This is a genomic window from Salinispora mooreana, assembly GCF_000379065.1.
GTDB classification, from domain to species: Bacteria; Actinomycetota; Actinomycetes; order Mycobacteriales; family Micromonosporaceae; genus Micromonospora; species Micromonospora mooreana.
Genome location: NZ_KB900614.1, coordinates 1,414,857 through 1,435,841, shown reverse-complemented (window position 1 = coordinate 1,435,841; position 20,985 = coordinate 1,414,857). Strand labels below are relative to the sequence as shown.

The window sequence follows — 20,985 nt, the reverse complement described above, 5'->3', positions numbered from 1 at the left end:
CCATGCTGGAAGGGCCGCAGGACCAGTCTACTCGAACCCGCTGCTGGGGCGTGCTGCCCGCTGCGCCAGACAGCGATCATCGACCACCATATGGCGGGCGGGCAATGTCACGGCCGGCCTGGGTCTTCATCTTCTTCCCCACCGGCGGTGGGAGTTAGCCCGTCAGCGTGCCGCGCACCAGGCTGTCACCGGAGTGGGCGGTGTTGTTGTCGTACCCCTCCGCGGAGATGTCCACCACCGAGTACCGCTCGAGGTCGGCGTTCGGGGGCAGCGGCAGCAGCGCGTCGGTGCCGCCACCGAGCACCCCAACCGAGAACATCTCCATGGTTCCGGGGTCGATCAGCCACACCTCGTAGTAACCCGACACATCGGGAAGATTCACCACATGAAGGTGGATTTGCCCGTTGTCGAGGACCCGGGCCGCGCCGTTCACCTCTGGCGGGGTCTCACCGAACGCCGTGAGCGACGCGCTGGCCCGCACTGTCTGCTGCTGCGGCGACGGCGCGGGCGCGGGCTCCGTCCCGCCCAGCACGGCGGCGGTGCCCACCACACCGAGGAGCGCGGCCGCCGCCGCGGTCGCGACGGTCGTCATCCAGCCCGACCACCGGGCCCGCTTTCGCGCCGGTGGTGACAGGACCCGTGCGGGTGAATCGGCGGAGGCGTCGGGGGCGGTGACCGGCCGACGTGGCTCCACGAGCGTGGGCAACTGCTCAGCCGCCCGGATCTCCGCGACGATGCCCTGCCACAGGTGGTCCGGGGGGTCGGGGAGGTCGTGCAGACCCTGCCCCTCGGCACCCAGGTCGGCAACGCGCCGAAGGTTCTCCAACTCGGACCGGCAGTGCTCGCAGGCCTCGAGGTAGGCGCGCTCTCCGTTGTCCGGCTCACTCTCACCGAGCGCCAGGAAGACCAGCCGGTCGTGGTCCATGTGTTGCACCGTCCACCTCCCATCTGCGTTTCAGGCACTGCATGCCGCGCCGGATGTGACTCTTTACCGTGCCGAGCGGCACGCCGGTCATGGTCGCTATCTGATGGTGGGTCAGGTCGTCGAAGAACGCCAACTCCAGCATGCGTCGCTGCTCACCGGGGAGGCGCGCCAACTCGTCGGCCACCACCAGCCGGTCAACCACGGTGTCCGGGTCGGAGCGGCTCGGGGCGGGGTCCGGGTGCTGACGCACCGTCTCGACCACTCGGGCCTCCCGGGCGGAAGCCCGGAGCCGGTCGATCACCTTACGACGGCCGATGCCGAGCAGCCAGCCGATCAGGGACCCTTTCGTCGGATCAAAGGTCTCCCGCCCCAGCCAGGCAGCCACGAACGTCGCCTGCGTCACATCCTCGGCGTCGCTGCGATTCGACAGCGTGCTGATGGCCAGGTGCAGCACCGCCCGACCAAACCGGTCGTACGCCTCCCGCAGTGCCGCCTCATCGCCGGAACGGAAGCGGGCGGCCAGGTCGTCCTCGGATGGGCCCGGAGGCTCCTGGGGTGTCGCCGCCGTCACCGGACGGGTCGCCTTCTGTGGGGCATGCCCGACTGTAACCCCCACAGCCCTCGCCTCACTCCCCTAGTACCTGTCTTTCGCAGGGCTGTTCGTCGACTCAGGCGCTCGTGGATGCAGCGACGCCGGAAAAACAAAATTTCCTCCGGCCGCATCCGGCTGGTGTGGAGCGGACGTAACCCGTTCCGAACACCGAGCCTGACCAATCACCACGAATCACCAGGAGGCAGACATGCAACGCTCGTACTTTCGTCGGGTCGCCGCCGGCGGCGCGGTCGCCGCGCTGACGCTCGTCGGAGTCGGTGCGCTCACCGCGACCCCGGCGTACGCGGCGACGGCCGAGGTCTCGGTGGTCCACGGCATCCCGGACACCCCGGTTGACGTGTACGTCAATGGGGAGAAAACGCTGGACAACTTCGCTCCCGGCGACGTGGCGGGCCCGCTGAGCCTGGCGGAGGGCGCGTACGACATCGCGCTGACCAAGCCGGGCGAGCCGGTGGACAGCGCGATCCTCACGGTTGACGACGCGGAGGTGCCGGGCGGAACCAACATCAGCCTCGCCGCCCACCTGGACGCGAGCGGTCAGCCGAAGATCACGCCGTTCGTCAACGACACGTCGAAGGTGGACGCCGGCAAGTCCCGGCTGATCGTCCGGCACACCGCCGCCGCTCCGGCGGTGGACGTCCGGGCCGGCGGCGCCCCGGTCTTCACCGAGCTGACCAACCCGAACGAGGCCAAGGCGGACGTGGACGCCGGCGGCGTCAGCGCCGATGTCGTGCTCGCCGGCACCGAGACCGTCGCGATCGGCCCCGCCGACCTGGACCTGGGTGAGGGCACCGCGACGATCGTCTACGCGATCGGCTCCGCTGAGGCGAACAACCTCGAGGTCGTGGCGCAGACCATCACCGGCCTGCACTCCGCCCCGGCCGGGGTTCCCAGCGGCAACGGTGGCCAGGCCGCCACCGGGACGAACACCTGGTTGTACCTCCTGGCCGGTGCCGGTGCCCTCCTGCTGGTCGGTGGGGGAGCTCGGGTCGCGACCGCCCGGAGGAGCAACCGGTGACGGTGCGCAACCGCGGGGCGCTGGCGGCGGTGGCCGCCGGCGCCGCCGCCCTCACCGTCGCGGCTGTGGTCACCATTGCCTCTCGGCCCACGGCGGAGGTCGGCGCGGACGAGGTGACCGCCCTCGCCAGCACCACCCCCTCCGCGGCGGGCGATCGATCGCCAGTGCCGGTGCGCAAGGGCGAACTGCCCACCGGCGCCGAGGTTGTTCCGCCGGTCGGCCTGCGGATCCCGACAATCGGGGTGACCGCCACGGTGAACGCTGTCGGCATCAACCCGCAGACCAATGAGTTCGAGGTACCGCCCAGCGTGGACCAGGTCGGCTGGTACCGCTACGGCCCGGGGCTGGCGGCGCCGGCGGGCTCAGTGGTGATCGCCGGCCACGTGGACAGCTCCACGCAGGGCGAAGGTGCATTCTTCCGGCTCCGGGAGTTGGACCAGGGCGACAAGCTGACCGTGACCGGCAGCGACGGCCAGGAACGCGCCTACCGCGTGATTGCCCGGGAGGAGTACCAGAAGACAAAGATTCCGCTGGACCGATACTTTGCCCGCGACGGCGACCAGCGCTTGACCCTCATCACCTGCGGCGGGCCCTTCGACGCCGACACCCGTCGATACCGCGACAACCTCGTGGTCACCGCGGTGCCGGCCTGATCGACCGGGGTGAGGGCAGACCCACCTTCCCACCATGCCGACAACAACCGCTGGAAGCGACGGCACGAACTCTCCGCCACGGACCAACGCGCCGGGCAGAGACTCGCAGATCCGGCCCAAGCTCGAGGCGCTACGCGCGGCTGGGGACTTCGCGCCAGCGGCCACCCGGAAAGCGCTGCTCGATCTGGGCATCGAGGCAGACGCGATCCAGGTGACCGCCATGCGAACGCCGATCGGCAGGAGACACCGCCACCAGGTGCGGTGTACGCGGTTCACTTCGTGAGCAAGGGCTGCGTGATCGGGGATGCGCGGCCCGAGCGAGTCATGGTCAGGGCTACCGGCTCCGCTGCCGAGTTCGGGTGCCTGGAGCCCTTCTCACACTGACGCCAGCGATCACGGTCACGGCCTGACCGACGGTCTCCCTGCGCAGGTCCTGGGCCGAGGAGCGGCACCCGGGTCCACGAGCTCGCTCACGCGCTGCCGGACAGTCGGCGCACCAGACGCCACGAGCCCGGTAGCAGGCCCGCAGCGAGCAGCGCCTTGAGCAGGTCGCCCGCCAGGAACGGAACGAGACCCAGCAAGAGCGCGGTCGGTACGTCCATCCCGGTGGCAACCGTCAACCAGGGAACACCAACCGCGTAGATCACCATGTTCCCGAACACCATCAGCCCGAACATGCGCCACGGCCGCCGGTCCGCCCCCGCCGATGCCAGCCGGCCGACAACCGCCGCGGCCAACACGAAACCCAGCAGGTAGCCCGCCGTAGCGGATGGCCAGCCATGCGCACCGTCGGCAAACCAGGGCACCCCCAGCACCCCTGCCACCACGTAGAACAGCATGCTCGCCACCCCACGCGCCGACCCAAGCGCGGTCCCGGCCAGGAGCACCGCGAAGGTCTGCCCGGTGACGGGGACCGGAGACCCGGGAATCGTCACTGACACCTGCGCGGCGGCACCGACGACAGCGGCCCCACCGACAACCAGGGCGACCTCCCGCGCCAGGGAGCCACCCCACGCGTCGGCCAACACGCCGATGCGTGGGCCGGAGGCCAGCACCATTCCGTCTGCCATCTCATCCTCCTGTTATCGCCACCGACGCCGGTGGCGTCCCTACAGATCATGTGGATCCTCCCAGCACTGCGCCGGCCCGGGCGTCCACCCACGGGGGGATGAGACCACATCGGAGCACACGATTAGTCGGGCTCCACCCGAAAGTAACGGGATCGCCCAGTAGCCCGACCGCGGCGGTGCTCCGTGGCGCACCACCTGGACATAACATCTGCCCTGGTGACGTGCGACGTGGACAACGTCGCACCGTGTAAGGTGATCGAGCGTAACGGTGGGGTCTGCGCCGACCAGCGCGGCGGGAAGCTTCGGTTCTGGGTTCCGAGCGCCTGACCCGGCCGTACGGGCGGCGGCATCGGGTCATGCTCCGCTACAGTTCCCCCAGTGCCGAGCCGGGCCACGGTGCGGGGCGACCGGGCTGTTGTCGGGCATCAACTCGCCGGTGTCGTCGAATGCGATCACGCCATTGCAGCGCAGGTTCCAGCCCTGCTCCGGGTGCGAGGCGATGATGCGGGCCGCCTCGTGATCAACCGCGCTCGCGGCGGGACACATCGGCTGGTGGTTGCACGGAGTGCTGGCGTTGGGCCGGGTTCGGAGGGCGAGGTCGACGGTGTGCATGCCGGTTCTTCCTCTCAACTGGACGAATCAGCCGCGCTGGCGCGCGAACCGGTGGGAGTGGACGCGGGTTGGACGACCCCACAGCACACCGATGCGGCGGGGGCTGACACCTGGTGGCGGCTCCTACCAATTCGCTACGTCATCGCTGATAGAGATGAGGCGGCCCGCCTCCGGGCTGATACCCGCACGGCAAAAATGCCGCCGCACACATTGATCGATCATTACAAATAGAGTGCCTGGGTGGCACAAGATGAGCCTGATCACGAGCTGAGAAATCAGTCCCAGGCTGCGCCCATCGCGGCGAGTTCGCCCGTGTACTCGATGTGGTCACGCCAGGACTCCGGCCAGGCGGCCATACCGAAGGCAGCACCGAGGAACGCGCCGGTCAGACAGGCTATGGAGTCGGAGTCGCCGGAGGTGGTGGCGGCGCGGGCAAGCGCGGACACCGGAGCATCGGCATGCCGGATCGCACAAAACAGTGCGGTGGCCAGGGCCTCCTCGGCGATCCAACCGGCACCGGTGACCCGGCAGGCATCCGCACCGTCGTCGGCCGAGGCGAGCGCGAGATCGAGCCGATCCAGGATGTGCTGACACTCATCCCAGCCTCGGGCGAGGTAGTCGGTGGGACTGGTGGCGCCGGGCTGCTGCCACAGCGCACCCAGCCACTCGTCACGATAGACGGTGCGCTGGTCGTGGGTGCGGGCTCGCAGCAGCGTGGGCAGAGATGGCAGCTCCACGCCGTCACGCAGCAGCCGCACGGCGTACGCGGTCAGCTCACTGGCCACGAGCGCGGTCGGGTGCCCATGGGTCATCGCGGCTTGCAGCTGCGCCACCCCGGCGAGGGTGTCCAGATCGTAACTGGCGATGAGCCCGACCGGCGCGACCCGCATGTTCGCGCCACAGCCCTTGGAGCTGACCATCGTGGCTTGGGTCCACGGCTGGCCGAGGGCGAGGTTCCCGCAGGCGCGCAGACAGGTCATTCCCGGTGCGCGGTTGTTGTCGGGGCTGGCCGCCCACTGCACGAACCGCTCCCGAAGCAGCGGTTCCAACACCTCGGCCGTCGGCGTGGGCGCATCCAACAGCGCCATCCCGACCGCCAGGGTCAGCTGGGTGTCGTCGGTGACCGGTGCGGGGTCGCCCGCCAACGCGCGCGGGCCATCGGGCCCATAGCGGGCATGAATGTCGGGGACCGCCATGAACTCGGTCGGTCCACCCAAGGCGTCACCATAGGCCAGCCCGAACAGACACCCCGACGCCGCTTGCGACGCAGTCGACACTCGCATATCGGGTGGATAGTAGCCCAACGGATGGCACTGCGGGGGCGCATGATTGACGATAATCGGACCGTACGCCAGCGAGGAGAGATCATGGACGACTGGAACGAAAAGATCATCAAAGAGTTCCGCGAAAACGGCGGGCAGGTCGGCGGCCAGTTCGCGGGCGCGCCCCTCCTGCTCCTGCACACGGTGGGCGCCAAGAGCGGCCAGCCCCGCTTGAACCCGATGATGTACCAGAAGTTGGATCGTGGCTACGCCGTCTTCGCCTCCAAGGCCGGCGCCCCCAGCCACCCCGACTGGTACCACAACCTGCGGGCTCATCCGCAGGTCAAGGCGGAGATCGGCACGGACACCCTCGACCTGGTGGCCAGAGTCGCCGCTGGAGACGAGCGGGAGCGCATCTGGAGCGCGCAGAAGGACGCCTTCCCCGGCTTCGCGGAGTACGAAGCCAAGACCACGCGTGAAATCCCCGTCGTCGTACTGGAAGCCGCGTCATAAACCCGCGCCCGGAAGCTCCTTCGTTCCACGTCAGACGTTCGATAGGTTGTGCCCATGGGCAGCATCCTCTCGGTCAACCTGGCGGTCCCGGAGCGCAGCACCGCGAAGCGAGTCGGGGTCACCGGCATCAACAAGCAGCCAGTTGACGGACCCGTGGCGGTCCGGGCCCCCGGACCAAAAACCACCGGTCTCCACAGCGGCCTGGTCGGCGACCAGATCTTCGACATCGAGCACCACGGCGGCGACGACCAGGCCGTGTACGCGTACGCCCGAGAGGACTATGACTGGTGGGAAGCCCAACTCGGCCGAGTGCTGCCGGGTGGGATCTTCGGCGAGAACCTGACCACGGTCGGCGTTGACGTCAACGATGCGGTGATCGGCGAGATCTGGCGCATCGGCGACCAGCTCGAACTACAGCCGACCTTTGGCCGCATCCCGTGCGCCACCTTCCAGGCCAAGATGGCGGAGCCGCAGTGGGTGAAGCGGTTCACCCGGGAAAATCGGCCGGGCGCCTACCTTCGGGTCGTCAGGCCGGGAGAGGTTACAGCCGGAGATCCGGTTTCTGTGCTCCACCGGCCGGCCCACGGCGTAACAATCGCGGCGGTGTTCCACGCCTACCTGACCGAGCCAGAGTTGCTACCCGCGCTGGCGGAGGTCGAGGGCCTCCCCGACAGTCTCCGGCAAGCGCTACGGGAACGTGCGCCCAGCTGAAGCTGCCTACAGCTCGATCCGCAGCCGGGTCGTGTAGTCGAGGCTGCCCAACGCCGTTGCCGACCACCCGCCACTACCAGAGGTACCCGGCCTAACCCACGATCTGTCACCAACGCTGACGCCCTGGTGGGTTCAGCGGCCGATCACTACTCCTCCAGTTGGGAGGGGGCGATTCAGTGACGAGGCAGCGGGATGGTGGGGCTGTCACCGCTCATCGACAGCCTCGATTATCTGGATAAGCCCCATACAGCTCTCGCTTCTGCCGGGTAACTCGGCTACTGGGCCGTGGTGACCGGCGGCAATCCGGCTCGATACCGGTCAACCAGCGGTGAGCGATACCACTGCGCTATCTCCAACAGCTGCCTGACCTCCTCGTCGAGATCGCCCCCCGGAGCGCTCGTCAGGTCCTCCTGCTGCACCATCGGTTCGTCGCCACGGGACTTCGCGGCAACGGCTGCCGCCAGCCAGCAGGCGGTGGCCGCGGCATCCTGTCGCTGCTCGTCGGAGACCTCGGCGGCGACATGTTCCTGCGCCGCACGCAGCTCCCCAGGAGTGACATGTTCGCGCAGCGTCAGCATCGCGTCGCGGAGCTCCACCACCCGTCGGTACAGCCGCAGCCGCAGTTGCCGCACACCCAGCCCGGGTCGGACCGGAGCGAACACGATGTCGGGCACCGCAGTGGTCAGCTCCGTCCACAGCGGCTCCAGATCACGTATTGCCCGACGGTGCCGCACCGCCCGATGCACCGACGCCACCAGCGGCAACGCGGCGCTGAAGGCGAGGAAGAGACCGGTCACCGCGTCGATTGGCCCGATCGGCTCGAGCCAGGCGGTGTCATCGGTGAGGAGCCAGCCAAGGTTGAACGCCCACGGCAGGCACGCCAGCATCAGCCCGCCCGTCAACGCCATCAGGCTGACGCGCATCGCTTTCGGCGCGACAAGGCGACTGGCACGCCAGCACAGCACAACCGCCAGCAGATGCACGACCGTGTGGAACACCGCCAGAATGTGCCAATAGATCAGCGGTATCTCAGGTGGGATGTCAACTGTGGCCGGCTCCGGCCGAGCCGCAGCGTAGATGGCGATCATCACGGCGGAGACCGCCACCCCCGCTACCGCGACCGGTAGCCGATAACGGGGGCGCTGCACCAGCATGAGCAGCAGGTACAGCACGCCGATCCCCTTGCCGACGCTCACCAGATGCACGGCTACGAAGACGATGTGCCCGTTTATGACGTCGTAGATCGGGGCCTGCACCTCTGGCCGGTACAGGGTCAACTCGATCGCGAAGAGCAGGAGAACCGCCCACAGCATGCGCCGCTTGGCGTCCTGCCAGGCCTGCGGGAGCAGCAGGGCCGCCACCACCCACATCGACCCCAATCCCACGACCTGCAGCATCGCCATCACGACCGAGCCCCCGTCAGCTTCCGAAAGCCAAGCAGCGCCTCGGCCTCGGCGAGTAGACCGCTGAATCGGCTCGGGCCCGGAACTTCGCCGATCGCCTCCAACAGGAGCGTCGCCGCCATCTCCGCCTCCGCTTCCTCCGGCTCCGAGTAGTGGACGCGGCCCATGAGGTGCCGGGCCGACTGCGGGTCGAGGTGCGGGAACCCGCCGTCCAGTAGCACGTGGTCCGACAACCTCCGCTCGTTGTGCCTGAAGATCATGTGCCCCACTTCGTGCAAAATAATGTGCCGCTGATGTAGTGGGCTTGTCCGATCGTTGTAAAGAATGTAATCAGTGGCGTCCGTCGCAACCCACACCCCGCTGGCGAATCCCGGCTCCGCCAATACCGGCAGCGGGGTGACGTTCAGTGAACGACCCCGCTGCTCGGCCAAACCCTGCCGAAATTTATCCAGGTCAAATGGAACCGGAATCCTGAGCTCGTTGATCAGCCGCCGACACCGGCGACTCAGCCGCGCCCGTCGCACCGCGCCCCCTCGGTCGCCCCTCGCGATGGCGCTACTGGCTGTGACTGCTCGTCCAACACTCCACACCCCGCCGACAAGCAATGAATAGATAGATCATTACTGGGGAGTATAGGAGTGGACCAACCGAAGGACTAGCCCGCTTTCACCCTGCCACCGTCACCCCGGAACGCCGTCAGCTCATACCACCGTCACTCCAGCCCACCGTCAGCTCAGACCGCCGACGCCGCTCGAACCGTCGACGCCTGCACGCTCACCGGACCAGTTACCAACCTCGATCCGGTAGCGGACGTGGGGCTCCCCCGCCCGGTCCTGGGCCGGCCCGGTCAGGACCCCACCGAGCTTCTCCACCGCCCGCCGAGAACGGCGATTATCCGTACCGACAAGAAACACAACGGTATCGACGAACTGGAAAGCATGATCCAGCATGAGCTGCTTGAGTGACTTGTTGTAAAACCCGCCCCAGTGGGAACGCGCAAGGAAGGTCCAGCCAATTTCGACCTCGCGACGATCCGCATCGTAGCCGTGATACCGCGATGAACCGATAAGGCGAGACTCCCTGGTGTCGACCACTGCCAACGCACCGCCGGAGGCAAGAGCATCCGAGAAGAAGGCGCGAAAGACTTCCTCTCGGCACCGGTCCGGCTGCGGATGCTGTTCCCACAGCAGCGGGTCAGCGGCGACAGTGAACAGCTCATCGAAATCCGCCGGCCGGAGGGGCCTTACTGTGAGCAGGTCGTCGGTCAGGACGGGCTGAAGTTCGAACGGCATCGCGAGGGCTCCAATCGTGGACACGGATAGCCCGTGACCTCATTCATCTCAGTGTGGCGAGCAGCCGGGGAAGATCGGCGAGGCCCGGGATCCGGTGCACACCCACCGGCACCGACACGGCCGACCTCGACGTCGCCGTGGCCGCCGATCGTGCCCGATCAAGCCAGATTCCGACCAGGCCCGCGTCCCGAGCAGCCATCGCATCCGTGTCCAACTGGTCGCCCACGTAGGCGACAGCTTTCGGAGGCAGCCCAAGTGCTTCGCAGCCGGCCAGGAACGCCGAGGGGTCCGGCTTCGCCCGGGCAAGCCGGTCCGCACAGAGCAACACCTCGAAGTGGTGGCGCAGCCCCAGGACGGTCAGCCTGCGCTCCTGATGCGCGGTGCTGGAGTTGGAGAGGATCCCGTGCCGGTACGGCAGCGCCACGAGGGTCGCCGGGACATCCGGGAATGCCGTCCACGCACGCTCGAACAGCGCGGTGTAGCGCCGGAGCCACGCGTCCGCCTCCACGTCGTCCAGCGTCCGCCCCAGGAACCCGTTGACCCGCTGCCGCTGACACTCCTCGTACGTGAGCTCCCCGGCAGCCAACCGACCGTAGGCGACCTCGGTCACCTGCTGCCAACGCTCAACCAACGCCACTGACGCGGGCAGGCCCTCCGCGTGGAAGTGCCGCGACAACGCCCGCCGATCCGAGCCAGAGAAGTCGAAAAGGGTGTCGTCAACGTCCCACAACACCGCCTCGATCACAGCTTGAGGCTAGCCCCTCCGGAACCGGCCGGAGGGGGCGCGTCGCCGCCGCACCCGCCCACACCCCGCACGAGTCGCCCAGGCAGTAGGTTGGGCTCCGGTACGCCGGGCGCCGGGTCAATGGGATAGCGAGGACAACGCCGTACATGAGCCCATCATGATGCTCCGAATTATCCTCGCCGTCGCCGGTCTGCTGCTGCTCACCGTGGCCGCCGACCATCTCGTGCTCGGTGCCTCCCGGCTCGCCCACCGGCTACGGATCAGACCCGTCGTCGTCGGCGTCGTGGTGATCGGTCTCGGCACCTCGGCACCGGAGCTGCTGGTCTCCGGAGTGGCTGCGGCCCGCGGCGACACGAGTATCGCCCTGGGCAACATCGCGGGCTCCAACATTCTCAACCTGACCATGGTCCTCGGCGTCGCGGCGCTGGTCGCCAACGTCACCGTGAAGTCGACGGTGATCTACCGCGAGGCGCGGCTCGCAGTCGGCGCAGTGCTGCTCTTCGGCCTCCTGGCCTGGACCGGACTGACGGTCATGACCGGTGCGGTGCTACTGGTCGCCGCCGCTGGCGCGCTGTGGCTGCTGGTCCGGTGGGCGGGTGAGGGCGAAGCGACCCCGTTGGGCCGGGACGTGGTCGAGCACGTGGAGCGCGAGAACATCGCCGCGGTCGCTCCGGCTGGTCGTGGCGAGACGACGCAGCGACGACCGTTGGCCTGGTGGGAGCCGGTCCGCACCGTACTCGGCCTCATCGGAGTCCTGGCCGGGGCGCAGCTGCTGGTCGTCAACGCCGCCGCCATCGCCACCGACCTGGGGGTCCCCCAGTTGATCATCGGGATCACCCTGGTTGCGGTGGGCACCTCACTGCCGGAGCTGGTCACCACGATTCAGGCTCAGCGACAGGGCGAGTCGGACCTGCTCGTGGGCAACCTCTTCGGCTCCAACCTGTTCAACAGCCTCGTCGGCGGCGCCGTGATCGCCCTGGCCGCCCCGAGCCGTGTCCCCGGCACCAATATCGCACTCGCACTGGTGATGGGCCTGACCGCGGTGGCGGCGTGGATGCTGCTCCGCCGGAGCTATTCACTCACCCGCCGGGAAGGCTCGGTGCTGCTCGCGGCATATGTGCTGACGATGCCGCTGTTGCTGTCCGCGTAACCGGCAAGACGGCCACCCGCAGGAGAGCGCCCACTACCCAGCCGGTGTGGGACAGCCTCCTACGAGGTGGGTGCCGATACTTCGCGCAGGCGCAGGCGCAGGCGCAGGCGCAGGCGCAGGCGTAGGCGGTGGCGACCGCCTACGCCGACCCGGCCCGCCTCAATGCCGGTGCTCAGTCCTGAACCGACGAACGGCCCACCCTGATTTCTACCGCGCCTCGCCACCAATTAACGCCAAACCGGCTACCACACCTTGCTCGACGAGGGCGTGTAGGTGGCGTCGGTGTCGGGCAGGTACCGAATCCTGCGCGAAAACAGCGAAGTAGAGGAGCGTCACCGCCACTCCGCGCACCCGCCAAGATCAGATCCGAACTGGTTGCCAAACGACCCCTCGCCGTCGTTACCTTGTCAGTTGTCGAACGGCGGCGCCAACTGGATGTCCTTTTAAGGGCGTTTCTCCATATCAATGCCGGATAGCTGGTTGATACTAGCGTCTGTCCTATTGGCGATGCTTGCCTGCGTGGAGGTCGGAGTGATGCGGAGAATCTGCCAGCGGCCAGGCCGAAACGCCGGCGCAGGCCGGGTGAGTCGGGCCATCTTCGGCTGGTTCTTTCTGGTGTTGGCGGTGGCAGCCACGCAGGCAGTCGCTGGCGTGTGGCCTGCGGCCGCACGGAACACGCCAGCACCGTCCGGCACCGCGTCGGACACCCTCCTGGCCTGGGGAGAAAACAATGACGGCGAGTTGGGCGACGGAACCACCACCGACAGCAGCACACCCGTCACCGTCAACCTGCCCCCGGGAACCGAGGCCACGGCCATCGCCGCCACCGGCGACCACAGTCTGGCAATCACCTCCACCGGCACCGTCCTCGCCTGGGGCGACAACTCCGACGGCCAGTTGGGCGACGGAACCACCACCGACAGCAGCACACCCGTCACCGTCAACCTGCCCCCGGGAACCACCATCACTGCTATCGCCCGCGGGACGCGACCACAGTCTGGCAATCCACCTCCACCGGCACCGTCCTCGCCTGGGGCTAACAACCTCCCGGACGGCCAGGGGTGGGGACGGAACCGCCACCACAGCAGCACACCCGTTCAAACCTGCCCCCGGGACCACCATCCACTGCTATGCCGGCCCCCGGCCGCGGACGCACCCACAGTCTGGGCCATCCACCCTCCCCCGGGCACCGTTCCTGGCCTGGGGCGAACACCTTCGACCGGCCAGTTGGGCGGACGGAAACCCACCCCACCCGACAGCAGCCACCCGGTCACCCGTCAACCTGCCCCCGGGAACCGAGGCCACGGCCATCGCCGCCACCGGCGACCACAGTCTGGCAATCACCTCCACCGGCACCGTCCTCGCCTGGGGCTACAACTCCGACGGCCAGCTGGGCGACGGAACCACCACCGACAGCAGCACACCCGTCACCGTCAACCTGCCCCCGGGAACCGAGGCCACGGCCATCGCCGCCACCGGCGACCACAGTCTGGCAATCACCTCCACCGGCACCGTCCTCGCCTGGGGCTACAACTCCGACGGCCAGCTGGGCGACGGAACCACCACCGACAGCAGCACACCCGTCACCGTCAACCTGCCCCCGGGAACCGAGGCCACGGCCATCGCCGCCGCCGGCGACCACAGTCTGGCAATCACCTCCACCGGCACCGTCCTCGCCTGGGGCGACAACCCCGACGGCCAGCTGGGCGACGGAACCACCACCGACAGCAGCACACCCGTCACCGTCAACCTGCCCCCGGGAACCACCATCACTGCTATCGCCGCCGGCGACGACCACAGCTTGGCCCTAGCCGCACCACCGACGTCCACCACCACCCTGCAGGTCACCCCCGCCAACCCGGCAGCGGATCAGGACCTCACCCTCACCGCCACCGTCACCTGCAACGTCGACACCCCCACCGGAACCATCACCTTCAACACCAACACCACCACCCTCACCACCGTCCCCCTGACCGCCAGCGGCACCGCCGCCCACACCACCACACTCCCCACCGGCACCCACACCCTCACCGCCCACTACACCAGCACCAACACCTGCCCTAACAGCCAATCCCCATCCGCCACCATCACCATCGCCCCACCACCCGACGAGCCCGACCTACCCAGCGCCCCACCACCCGACGAGCCCGATGAGCCCGACCTACCCATCACCGGCCCCAACCTGACCACCACCACCGGCGCTGCCGTCCTGTTCATCCTGGCCGGTGTCATCCTCAGTTACGCCGCACGCCGACGCCCGCCACACCGGGCCACATAGAAACACGGTGCGACCAGCCCACACCACCACCCGTCCGCCCGACCTGCCGGAGCCGATCGAGGCCGTTCGCCCGGGCGGCCGCCCCATCGCCCTGGCGGTCTGGGGACGGGCGCGTGACGCCGGTGACGGCACACATCCGATTGACGACTTCCCACCCGGCCTCATGGCCAGGCGGGGCGTCGCTGCCTGTGACAGGTCAGAGGTCGCCGGCGGGTGCGGGGCACGATCGCAAACTCGCCGGTAGCGCCAGGTTGGAGCCCCCGGCCGGGATCGAACCGGCGACATCTCGCTTACAAGCAGAAACCGTCCTTGCACCGTTCGGTCACGCTTGCTCTGCGGGTAGCTCGTGTGCACAAAGTCGATAAGCGAGTGGTTTCTAGGTAGCCCGGTCAACGTGGCCGAGATCTTCCTCCTCCGCGGCTTCCTCGTAGACCGCGATGAGTGCCTCGATCATTCGCCGCCGAGCCGTGGCGGAAATCTTGAGGTTACGAATGCGGTCTACCTCTTCAGCGAGCTCATCACCGCTCGACAGGGCGGCGGTCTGCGGCCGAGTTCGGGCGCGGAGGGTTGGATCGCCACCGCTCAAGATCGCAGCGACGCTACCCGGCTCCCAGTCGAGCGCATGCTCAATGCCAGGCCAGACGTGCTCAGACGTACGGACTGTGGCCTTTTCCGCACCTGACCACGTGTTACGTGCGATCTGCGCCAGCTTTGCGGCTTCGCGCTCGGTGCGGCGGAGTGCCAGGCGTCGCTGCCGGATCGCGGCTCCTAGCGCGGCGCGTCGGTCTTCCATACGCGCCATCATGGCAGCTCACTCCGGCTCAATCTAGCTCACGGATCATTCATTCATTTCAACCTCAGCCCTTCGAATGGCTCATTCTGGCTCAGTATGGTAGCGTCGCCGGCATGACCCGAGCAACACCAAACTACGCACCCAGCGGGGTGGAGATCGACGGGGCAGCCCTACGGGAGCGCCGAAAGCTCGCGGGACTGACGTTGACCATACTTGCGGAGCGTGCTGGCCTTAGCCTCGGCTACCTGAGCCAGATTGAGCGCGGAATTAAACCGACTGTCTCCCCACCCCTATTTCGACGCCTTGCCGACGCACTCGACCTCGAAGCTGATCCGTCACAGCTCCGGCGGGCCACCTGATGGCCAGTCCGGCTCAGCGGCAGCTCGCCGCATCTATCGGCAGCCTGACGCGCTGGTCACGCATCACCAGCGCGGAGGCACGGACGGCCGCCCTTGCTCCAGCGCGGATAGCACGGCTGAGGCAGTGGGAGCAGCAGGCCGACCCGCAGGGCGTCCTACCGCCCGACGAACTCGCCGCAGCCGTGCAGCGGCTCAAGACGGCGCACTACCGGCGTATGGCCCTGCCGTACTTGAAGTACCCGGCCCAGCCGCGCAGGAACAGGTTGATGTCCTGCACGATCCACTCCACGGGCAGCAACAGCCGGGACCGGTCGGTTACCTGCCGGATCCGGTCTCGGGCGTGTTGCATGGCCTTGTTCGCGGGCCAGCGGGCCAGGAAGGTGACCTGCTTGGTCCCGGTCCGCGCCCACGCGCGCACCAGCCGGTGGTGGAAGCCGAAGAAGTCCACGCCCTCCCCGCCGACCTGCAGATGCACGATGCGGGTCTTCGCCGCCTTGGGTTCCAACCCAAGGTCGGCCAGCAGTTCCGTCAACCGCCCGAGGGCGGCTTCGGCCTGCTGCCGGGACGAGCACATCACGATCGCGTCGTCGGCGTATCGAACCAGTACCCCGTGCTCACGCGTCGACCATGCCCGATCGATACGGTGCAGGTAGACGTTCGCCAGCAACGGCGACACCACGCCGCCCTGCGGGGTGCCGGTCACTTCCCGCCGGACCACACCGTGTTCCATCACCCCTGCGCGCAGCATCGCCCGCAGGAGCCTCAGAATGGCCTGGTCGCAGACGCGTTCCTCAACCGCCTGCATCAACTTGTCATGCGGAATCGCCGAGAAGCAGTTGGCGATATCCGTCTCCACCACCAACTGCCTGCCCCGCTAGGACTCATCGACGAGTACCTGCAAGGCATCGTGCGCCGAGCGTTTCGAGCGGAACCCGAAGCTGCACGGCAACATGTCGGCCTCGAAGATCGGCTCGAGCACGATCTTCACCACGGCCTGCACGACACGGTCCCGAACCGCGGGAATCGACAGCGGACGCCGCTCGGTCGTGCCGGGCTTCGGGATGAACACCCCACGCGTCGGCAACGGCCGATACCGGCCCCGCTGCAACTCCACGGCCACCTCGTCAAGAAGCCGGGCAACCCCGTACTCCTCAACCTGGGCCAGAGTGGTCCTATCGATGCCCGGTGCACCCTTGTTACGGCGCACCCCGACCCACGCCCGCCACAAGACGTCCCTGCGGAAAACCTTGTCTCGCAGCGCATGGAACCGACGCCCGGGATCAGCCTTGGCCGCCCGGTACAGCGCATGCTGCAAAGCACGAACCGGGTCCAACACGGACCCCAACGCGGCGGAACTAGCCGAACCGGCACTCACCGGGCTCCCCTTCACCAGCGGCACGCATCGACAAAGTAGCGGCCCTTCCCTCACCGGCGGTTATGTTGTCCGCCCGGCTCCAGCAGTACTACGGCCGCCTCCGACTCCCTCCCGACACGAGATCCACTTCCCGGCGTGAACCGGGAATAGGACCCGACACTCCGGCACACATCCGCAGCACACCGGGCCGGGGAGGGCCTCCCCAGTTCCCGCCGCCACCATCTGAACGTTCCGCGCCCCATACGCCGGAGAGTCCTTCGCGGCTGCAGTCCAGGAGCTACACCGCTTCCATGGCCTTCACCCTGAATCCGGGGGCTCGGCACTCCCTCTGCCCCACCCAACAGGCGAGACCTCTAACGACGCCGCAGGCTTCGCGTCATGCTACGGACCGCTCAGTCGCTCCCCCTGACAGGGCTTTCGACGCTGGGCTTCGACCCGACCCGTTTCCAGACCGAGCCGCCAGCCTGCTACCGGGCCTCCTGGCAGCTACCCGGACCGGACTCACACCGGCAGGCGACGACGAGCTTACGACTCCAGATGGGCTACACACTCACCTCCAGGTCCGCTGGGCGCACGAAGGGCCGAGGCTAAGTTGAAAGGGCGCGGCGCTCACGCCGCGCCCTTTCAGGGAGGGTTCATGCGTTAACAGACGCGTACGGCGTCAACCTTGTTGTCGTAGAGGACCTGATCGGAGTAGCCGAGAGCAGTGTCGGACCAGAGCTTGATCCACTGACTAGTTCCGTCCCAGTTGTAGAAGTGGCTGACGGTCCCCCGCGTCTGGTTGTTGATGTAGGAGGTCATCTTGTCGTTCCACTTCCCGCCGAGCGGGAAGTTGATGGTCCCCAAGTCCACGAACTTGCAGTCATAGAACCTGATTTTGTAACCCCATTGGTTCGCGTCGGCATACAAGCACAAGTAGTAGAACGCACAGTCCTTGATAGTAGGACCGTCGGCCAGGAGAGCCGAGCCTTCAGTTGGCTTACTCACCCGACTCGCCGGCTCGGCGGGGGCGGCGGCACGCACGGGGTTGGGAGACGCGAGGGCCTTCTTTACGGCCTCTTTGGAAAGCACGCGCTTGTCCCTGGGCTGGTCCGCAGGCATGCTGAGGAGAATTCCAGGAGCGATTCGGAGGGTGTCCTCGCTGACCACTTCCGAGCCGGGGTAAAGCTCCATCAGTGACTGGAGGGCCACGGAAATCCCGGAGGTCTTGGCGGTCGTGGAAGCGGGATCCGCGTGGGTGGGAGCGCTGGCTAGGGCCAGGACAGAAATGGCAGCAATGGCTGCCAGCAGAAAGCGCAAAAGCCTCTTGGACATTACGATTTGGTTCCTTCCCCGCGTGCCCGTCGGACCTCTTGAAAGGCGCAATTAGCTTGACACCGCGCGAATAGCCATGGTTCGCGAATAAGGCGAGCGCCTATCGCCTTAGGCGCGATCTCAGGCTAGCACTGCGCGACCCGTAAAGTGGCCCCGCGAAGCCCCTCTTGAACCGGTCTACCTGTGCTGCTTCCCGCCATCACGCTGCGCTAGGGAAGGAGTTGGAATCAACCAGGTCGGACGCCCTACACATAGGACGGGGTGACCGACCGTATTAGGTCACAGATTGGTAACGGTGCTGCCGGTACCTGCGCTGGCGTGAACCTACTAGGCCCCTCCTGCATAGATAAGACGTCGAGCGAGGATCCGGGAGGCGGATTGAGACAGGTGATCAACAAGACAGGCTATGACCATGGACCCCCGGCCGCAGATGGGAGCACTGATGCCGAGGTCATCGCGGAGTCGCTGGCTGAACCCGGCCGGTTCGGCGTGCTGTACACGCGGCATGCCGAGGTGCTGCACGGCTACGCATACCGGCGACTCGGGCGGGAGGTCGCCGAAGATGTCGTCGCGGAGACCTTCCTGAGGGCGTTCCGAGCCCGGCGGACATACGACCACCGTCATGACGATGCCCGGCCTTGGCTGTTCGCCATCGCGGTCAGGGAGATTGCCCGTCACCATCGGGTGGAGCAGGCCAGGTACCGCACCCTTCTCCGTTCGGCTCACGATCGCGGCGAGGAGGAGCTGGCGGATCGGGTCGCCGACGCAGCGTCGGCTCAGACGTGGCGAAAGCCGCTGGTCGAGGCGCTCGCCGGACTTTCTCGCCGTGACCGGGACGTGCTTCTCATGATTGCGTGGGCAGACCTGACCTATGAAGAGGTGGCCAGAGCGCTGAAGATTCCGGTGGGCACAGTGCGCTCACGGTTGCACCGCGCCCGCCAACAGATCCGTAAATCTCTACCCGACGAACTTGCCCTGGAGCTGGCATGAAGGACCTGGATCTGATCAAGCAGTTGGGCGAAGATCTCGCCCCAACGCGAGACGAGCAGCCTACCCCTATCGGACCGGCCTTCCGCGACTCGCCTCGCAGGCGGTCGCCTCAGGTATGGCAATTAGGACTAGCCATGCTTGCCCTGGTGGGCGCCGCTGCAATCGTGACGGGCGCCTGGCATAGCCCGAGCAGCCCACCCATACAAGCAGCCACACCTCAGGCTGCCGCCGTCCTCACTAACGCGGCCCTTGTCGCTCAGCAGTCAACCACCGCAGCTCTTCAGGACGACGGGTACGTCTTCACGGAGACGGTCAGCAGCTACCCAGCGCAAGTCGAACAGCCCGACGGCTCCTTCAAGGTCGTCAGAGAAGCGCCGGTCGTCACTCAAGTCTGGCTTCCTCTCAACCCAAATCAGGGCGGGAAGCAACGGCAGCGCTCTCAAAAGGGCAACGCCGACTGGGAACCCTGGGCGGTGATCGACCCGTGCCCGCAAAAACAGGATCGGGTGCAGTCCAACAACAGCTTCTCGTCCTGCAGGAGCGGCGTATTGTCAGCAGACTTCCCTACCGACTCGGCAGCAGTGCTGGCGTGGCTCCGCGGAGACGGGTCGACGGATGAGCCAAACCCACAGCCATCAAGCTCCGGCCCGATCAGCTCATCGGATTTCCTTGCCCTCGAAAAGGCACGGGAGCTGCTCTTGGCCGGAACGTACCTGTCACCTCAGCAGCGGAGTTTGATCTACAAGGCGCTGGCACAAATTCCGGGGATCGTGGCAATAGCCGACGTCCAAGACGGTGCCGGCCGGCCCGGCATCGGCATCTCCGCTGGCGGCAGCGAAGCGCTGGTGTTCGACCCAACCACGTACACCTTCCTGGGTACGACCAGTTCAGCCGTCATGAGGCAAGACGCGACCACCCGCAGGGCCGAGGTTCCGTCCTAAGATAGAGGGCACCAGGGCGGGGATCTTTGACCAGGGCAGCACGTTGGTCAAAGATCCGGCGGCGGGCTTCACCGCCGGCCCCGGCGCTGCGGGGGCGCCCAGTTGCCCTGCCCGACGGAGCCGAGGTAGTCGTAGGCGGTGTCGGTGGGCGGGCACGGCCACCCGGACCCGCAGGTCGGGCACCGGTCCACGCGCGGCCAGTGCTCGGTGATGATCCGCCGGGCGGACAGGATCATCCGGTTGCGTAGCTGGACCGTCGACAAGCCGGGGCGGGGCCGGGCGTGGGTGGCCATCATCGGCGGTCCGCCCGCTGCCGGGCAAGCGGAGTTAGCAACGGACGGTTGTCGAAGATGACCGTCGGCTGGTTGTGCAGCGAGGAGTAGGCACCGGCCCGCGCCGCATACACGGTGGCAGGACCGGCCGCGTCCAGCCGTCCGGGCCGGCGGCGGAGTCGGCGGAGTAGCCGGATCATGCGCGTGCTCCCTCACCCTCAATGGCCCCAGTTACCCGACGCAACGGGGGTAACGCCGGGTAACTGGGCGTCACATTGAGGGTGAAGGTTGGTCTAGTGCTGCTCCAGGTACGCTCCGTGCCACAAATGAATGTCGATGGGCCAACTAAGGCGTGTTTCATAAGTCCGGTCAGAGCCATTCGCAGATGATGGTGATGGTCAGGACGGCCTGGAACCGGACAGCCAACTTGTCGTAACGGGTGGCTACGCCGCGGTGGCGCTTGAGTCGGGCGATGCCGTTCTCGACGGCGTGTCGCATCCGGTAGAGGTCGGGGTCGAACTTCGGTGGGCGTCCGCCGCGGCTGCCCTTGGCTTTGCGGTGGACGTCTTGGTCTTTCTTGCTGGGGATGCATGCCTTGATGCCGCGTTTGCGTAGGTAGACGCGGTTACCGTGGCTGGTGTAGGCCTTGTCGGCCAGGACGAGGTCGGGGCTGGTGCGGGGCCGTCCCACCCCGAG

Annotated in this window: 24 protein-coding genes and 2 pseudogenes; 10 read left to right on the top strand and 16 right to left on the bottom strand. The window is 67.3% G+C overall.

Translation table 11 applies throughout. From position 1 onward, the window contains the following. Positions 1-154: 154 nt before the first annotated feature. Both SALPAC6_RS0106855 and SALPAC6_RS0106850 read right to left on the bottom strand, forming a co-directional pair. Positions 155-934, bottom strand: a complete 780-nt coding sequence (locus SALPAC6_RS0106855; RefSeq protein ID WP_026189382.1) for an anti-sigma factor — start codon at positions 932-934, stop codon at positions 155-157. Next, entirely contained in the window at positions 888-1,496 is a 609-nt protein-coding gene (locus SALPAC6_RS0106850; protein ID WP_018252682.1) for an RNA polymerase sigma factor, read from the bottom strand. The genes SALPAC6_RS0106855 and SALPAC6_RS0106850 overlap by 47 nt, the downstream gene beginning before the upstream one ends. Positions 1,497-1,725: 229 nt before the next feature. Here SALPAC6_RS0106850 and SALPAC6_RS0106845 point away from each other — a divergent pair, with 229 nt between their 5' ends. After that, positions 1,726-2,556 carry a DUF4397 domain-containing protein gene (locus SALPAC6_RS0106845; protein ID WP_018252681.1) on the top strand — a complete coding sequence of 277 codons (831 nt, stop codon included), beginning with the start codon at positions 1,726-1,728 and terminating at the stop codon, positions 2,554-2,556. Continuing rightward, the gene (locus tag SALPAC6_RS0106840; protein WP_018252680.1) at positions 2,553-3,209 is read left to right on the top strand and encodes a class F sortase; all 657 of its coding nucleotides are present in this window, start codon (positions 2,553-2,555) and stop codon (positions 3,207-3,209) included. The genes SALPAC6_RS0106845 and SALPAC6_RS0106840 overlap by 4 nt, the downstream gene beginning before the upstream one ends. A 470-nt stretch (positions 3,210-3,679) precedes the next feature. Here the strand turns inward: SALPAC6_RS0106840 and SALPAC6_RS0106830 are convergent, their stop codons facing one another. Then, the gene (locus SALPAC6_RS0106830) at positions 3,680-4,279 is read right to left on the bottom strand and encodes a biotin transporter BioY (protein ID WP_018252678.1); all 600 of its coding nucleotides are present in this window, start codon (positions 4,277-4,279) and stop codon (positions 3,680-3,682) included. 153 nt (positions 4,280-4,432) lie between these two features. Between SALPAC6_RS0106830 and SALPAC6_RS27305 the strand changes: the two are divergent. Beyond that, positions 4,433-4,606 (top strand): annotated as a pseudogene (locus tag SALPAC6_RS27305) (GNAT family N-acetyltransferase); the annotation flags it as partial. Between the two features lie 27 nt (positions 4,607-4,633). Here SALPAC6_RS27305 and SALPAC6_RS0106825 read toward each other — a convergent pair. Then, positions 4,634-4,891 (bottom strand): DUF5999 family protein, encoded by a 258-nt coding sequence (locus SALPAC6_RS0106825; RefSeq protein WP_018252676.1) that lies wholly within the window; start codon positions 4,889-4,891, stop codon positions 4,634-4,636. A gap of 275 nt (positions 4,892-5,166) precedes the next feature. Continuing rightward, a complete protein-coding gene (locus tag SALPAC6_RS0106820; protein WP_026189381.1) occupies positions 5,167-6,174 on the bottom strand; it encodes an ADP-ribosylglycohydrolase family protein in 1,008 nt (335 codons plus the stop codon). A gap of 84 nt (positions 6,175-6,258) precedes the next feature. Here SALPAC6_RS0106820 and SALPAC6_RS0106815 point away from each other — a divergent pair, with 84 nt between their 5' ends. Continuing rightward, entirely contained in the window at positions 6,259-6,666 is a 408-nt protein-coding gene (locus SALPAC6_RS0106815; protein WP_018252674.1) for a nitroreductase family deazaflavin-dependent oxidoreductase, read from the top strand. 54 nt (positions 6,667-6,720) lie between these two features. Then, a complete protein-coding gene (locus tag SALPAC6_RS0106810; RefSeq protein ID WP_018252673.1) occupies positions 6,721-7,377 on the top strand; it encodes an MOSC domain-containing protein in 657 nt (218 codons plus the stop codon). A gap of 275 nt (positions 7,378-7,652) precedes the next feature. Here SALPAC6_RS0106810 and SALPAC6_RS0106805 read toward each other — a convergent pair whose 3' ends face one another. The 4 genes from SALPAC6_RS0106805 to SALPAC6_RS0106790 form a co-directional block, all read right to left on the bottom strand. Then, entirely contained in the window at positions 7,653-8,780 is a 1,128-nt protein-coding gene (locus SALPAC6_RS0106805; protein WP_018252672.1) for an MAB_1171c family putative transporter, read from the bottom strand. Beyond that, complete coding sequence (locus tag SALPAC6_RS0106800) at positions 8,780-9,304, bottom strand: ImmA/IrrE family metallo-endopeptidase (RefSeq protein ID WP_026189379.1); 525 nt, start codon at positions 9,302-9,304, stop codon at positions 8,780-8,782. The genes SALPAC6_RS0106805 and SALPAC6_RS0106800 overlap by 1 nt, the downstream gene beginning before the upstream one ends. A 204-nt stretch (positions 9,305-9,508) precedes the next feature. Next, on the bottom strand, positions 9,509-10,072 hold the full coding sequence (locus SALPAC6_RS0106795) for a GNAT family N-acetyltransferase (protein ID WP_018252670.1): 564 nt from the start codon (positions 10,070-10,072) through the stop codon (positions 9,509-9,511). 43 nt (positions 10,073-10,115) lie between these two features. Continuing rightward, positions 10,116-10,817: an HAD family hydrolase gene (locus SALPAC6_RS0106790; protein ID WP_018252669.1), complete on the bottom strand. Its 702-nt coding sequence runs from the start codon at positions 10,815-10,817 to the stop codon at positions 10,116-10,118. A gap of 157 nt (positions 10,818-10,974) precedes the next feature. On the opposite strand from SALPAC6_RS0106790, the gene SALPAC6_RS0106785 reads away from it, so the two are divergent. Both SALPAC6_RS0106785 and SALPAC6_RS25425 read left to right on the top strand, forming a co-directional pair. Next, complete coding sequence (locus SALPAC6_RS0106785) at positions 10,975-11,967, top strand: calcium/sodium antiporter (RefSeq protein WP_018252668.1); 993 nt, start codon at positions 10,975-10,977, stop codon at positions 11,965-11,967. Positions 11,968-12,501: 534 nt separating this feature from the next. Then, positions 12,502-14,245 (top strand): annotated as a pseudogene (locus SALPAC6_RS25425) (RCC1 domain-containing protein). A gap of 376 nt (positions 14,246-14,621) precedes the next feature. On the opposite strand, the gene SALPAC6_RS0106775 reads toward SALPAC6_RS25425, so the two are convergent. Continuing rightward, complete coding sequence (locus tag SALPAC6_RS0106775) at positions 14,622-15,038, bottom strand: hypothetical protein (protein WP_018252667.1); 417 nt, start codon at positions 15,036-15,038, stop codon at positions 14,622-14,624. Positions 15,039-15,151: 113 nt separating this feature from the next. On the opposite strand from SALPAC6_RS0106775, the gene SALPAC6_RS27300 reads away from it, so the two are divergent. After that, positions 15,152-15,397 (top strand): helix-turn-helix domain-containing protein, encoded by a 246-nt coding sequence (locus SALPAC6_RS27300; protein ID WP_080636009.1) that lies wholly within the window; start codon positions 15,152-15,154, stop codon positions 15,395-15,397. Between the two features lie 205 nt (positions 15,398-15,602). Here SALPAC6_RS27300 and SALPAC6_RS31160 read toward each other — a convergent pair whose 3' ends face one another. The 3 genes from SALPAC6_RS31160 to SALPAC6_RS0106765 form a co-directional block, all read right to left on the bottom strand. Continuing rightward, positions 15,603-16,256, bottom strand: a complete 654-nt coding sequence (locus SALPAC6_RS31160; protein ID WP_397539864.1) for a reverse transcriptase domain-containing protein — start codon at positions 16,254-16,256, stop codon at positions 15,603-15,605. A gap of 15 nt (positions 16,257-16,271) precedes the next feature. Further along, positions 16,272-16,772, bottom strand: a complete 501-nt coding sequence (locus SALPAC6_RS31155) for a hypothetical protein (RefSeq protein WP_397539866.1) — start codon at positions 16,770-16,772, stop codon at positions 16,272-16,274. A 642-nt stretch (positions 16,773-17,414) separates the two neighbouring features. Next, entirely contained in the window at positions 17,415-18,086 is a 672-nt protein-coding gene (locus tag SALPAC6_RS0106765) for a peptidase inhibitor family I36 protein (RefSeq protein ID WP_018252664.1), read from the bottom strand. Positions 18,087-18,473: 387 nt separating this feature from the next. Here SALPAC6_RS0106765 and SALPAC6_RS0106760 point away from each other — a divergent pair, with 387 nt between their 5' ends. Next, entirely contained in the window at positions 18,474-19,076 is a 603-nt protein-coding gene (locus SALPAC6_RS0106760; RefSeq protein ID WP_018252663.1) for an RNA polymerase sigma factor, read from the top strand. Further along, positions 19,073-20,017: a CU044_5270 family protein gene (locus tag SALPAC6_RS0106755; RefSeq protein ID WP_018252662.1), complete on the top strand. Its 945-nt coding sequence runs from the start codon at positions 19,073-19,075 to the stop codon at positions 20,015-20,017. The genes SALPAC6_RS0106760 and SALPAC6_RS0106755 overlap by 4 nt, the downstream gene beginning before the upstream one ends. A 68-nt stretch (positions 20,018-20,085) precedes the next feature. On the opposite strand, the gene SALPAC6_RS0106750 is transcribed toward SALPAC6_RS0106755, so the two are convergent. The 3 genes from SALPAC6_RS0106750 to SALPAC6_RS25410 form a co-directional block, all read right to left on the bottom strand. Next, positions 20,086-20,310 carry a hypothetical protein gene (locus SALPAC6_RS0106750; protein WP_018252661.1) on the bottom strand — a complete coding sequence of 75 codons (225 nt, stop codon included), beginning with the start codon at positions 20,308-20,310 and terminating at the stop codon, positions 20,086-20,088. After that, on the bottom strand, positions 20,310-20,489 hold the full coding sequence (locus SALPAC6_RS0106745) for a hypothetical protein (RefSeq protein WP_018252660.1): 180 nt from the start codon (positions 20,487-20,489) through the stop codon (positions 20,310-20,312). The genes SALPAC6_RS0106750 and SALPAC6_RS0106745 overlap by 1 nt, the downstream gene beginning before the upstream one ends. Positions 20,490-20,658: 169 nt before the next feature. Continuing rightward, the coding region (locus SALPAC6_RS25410; protein WP_018252659.1) for an IS5/IS1182 family transposase at positions 20,659-20,985 on the bottom strand (327 nt) is incomplete at its 5' end.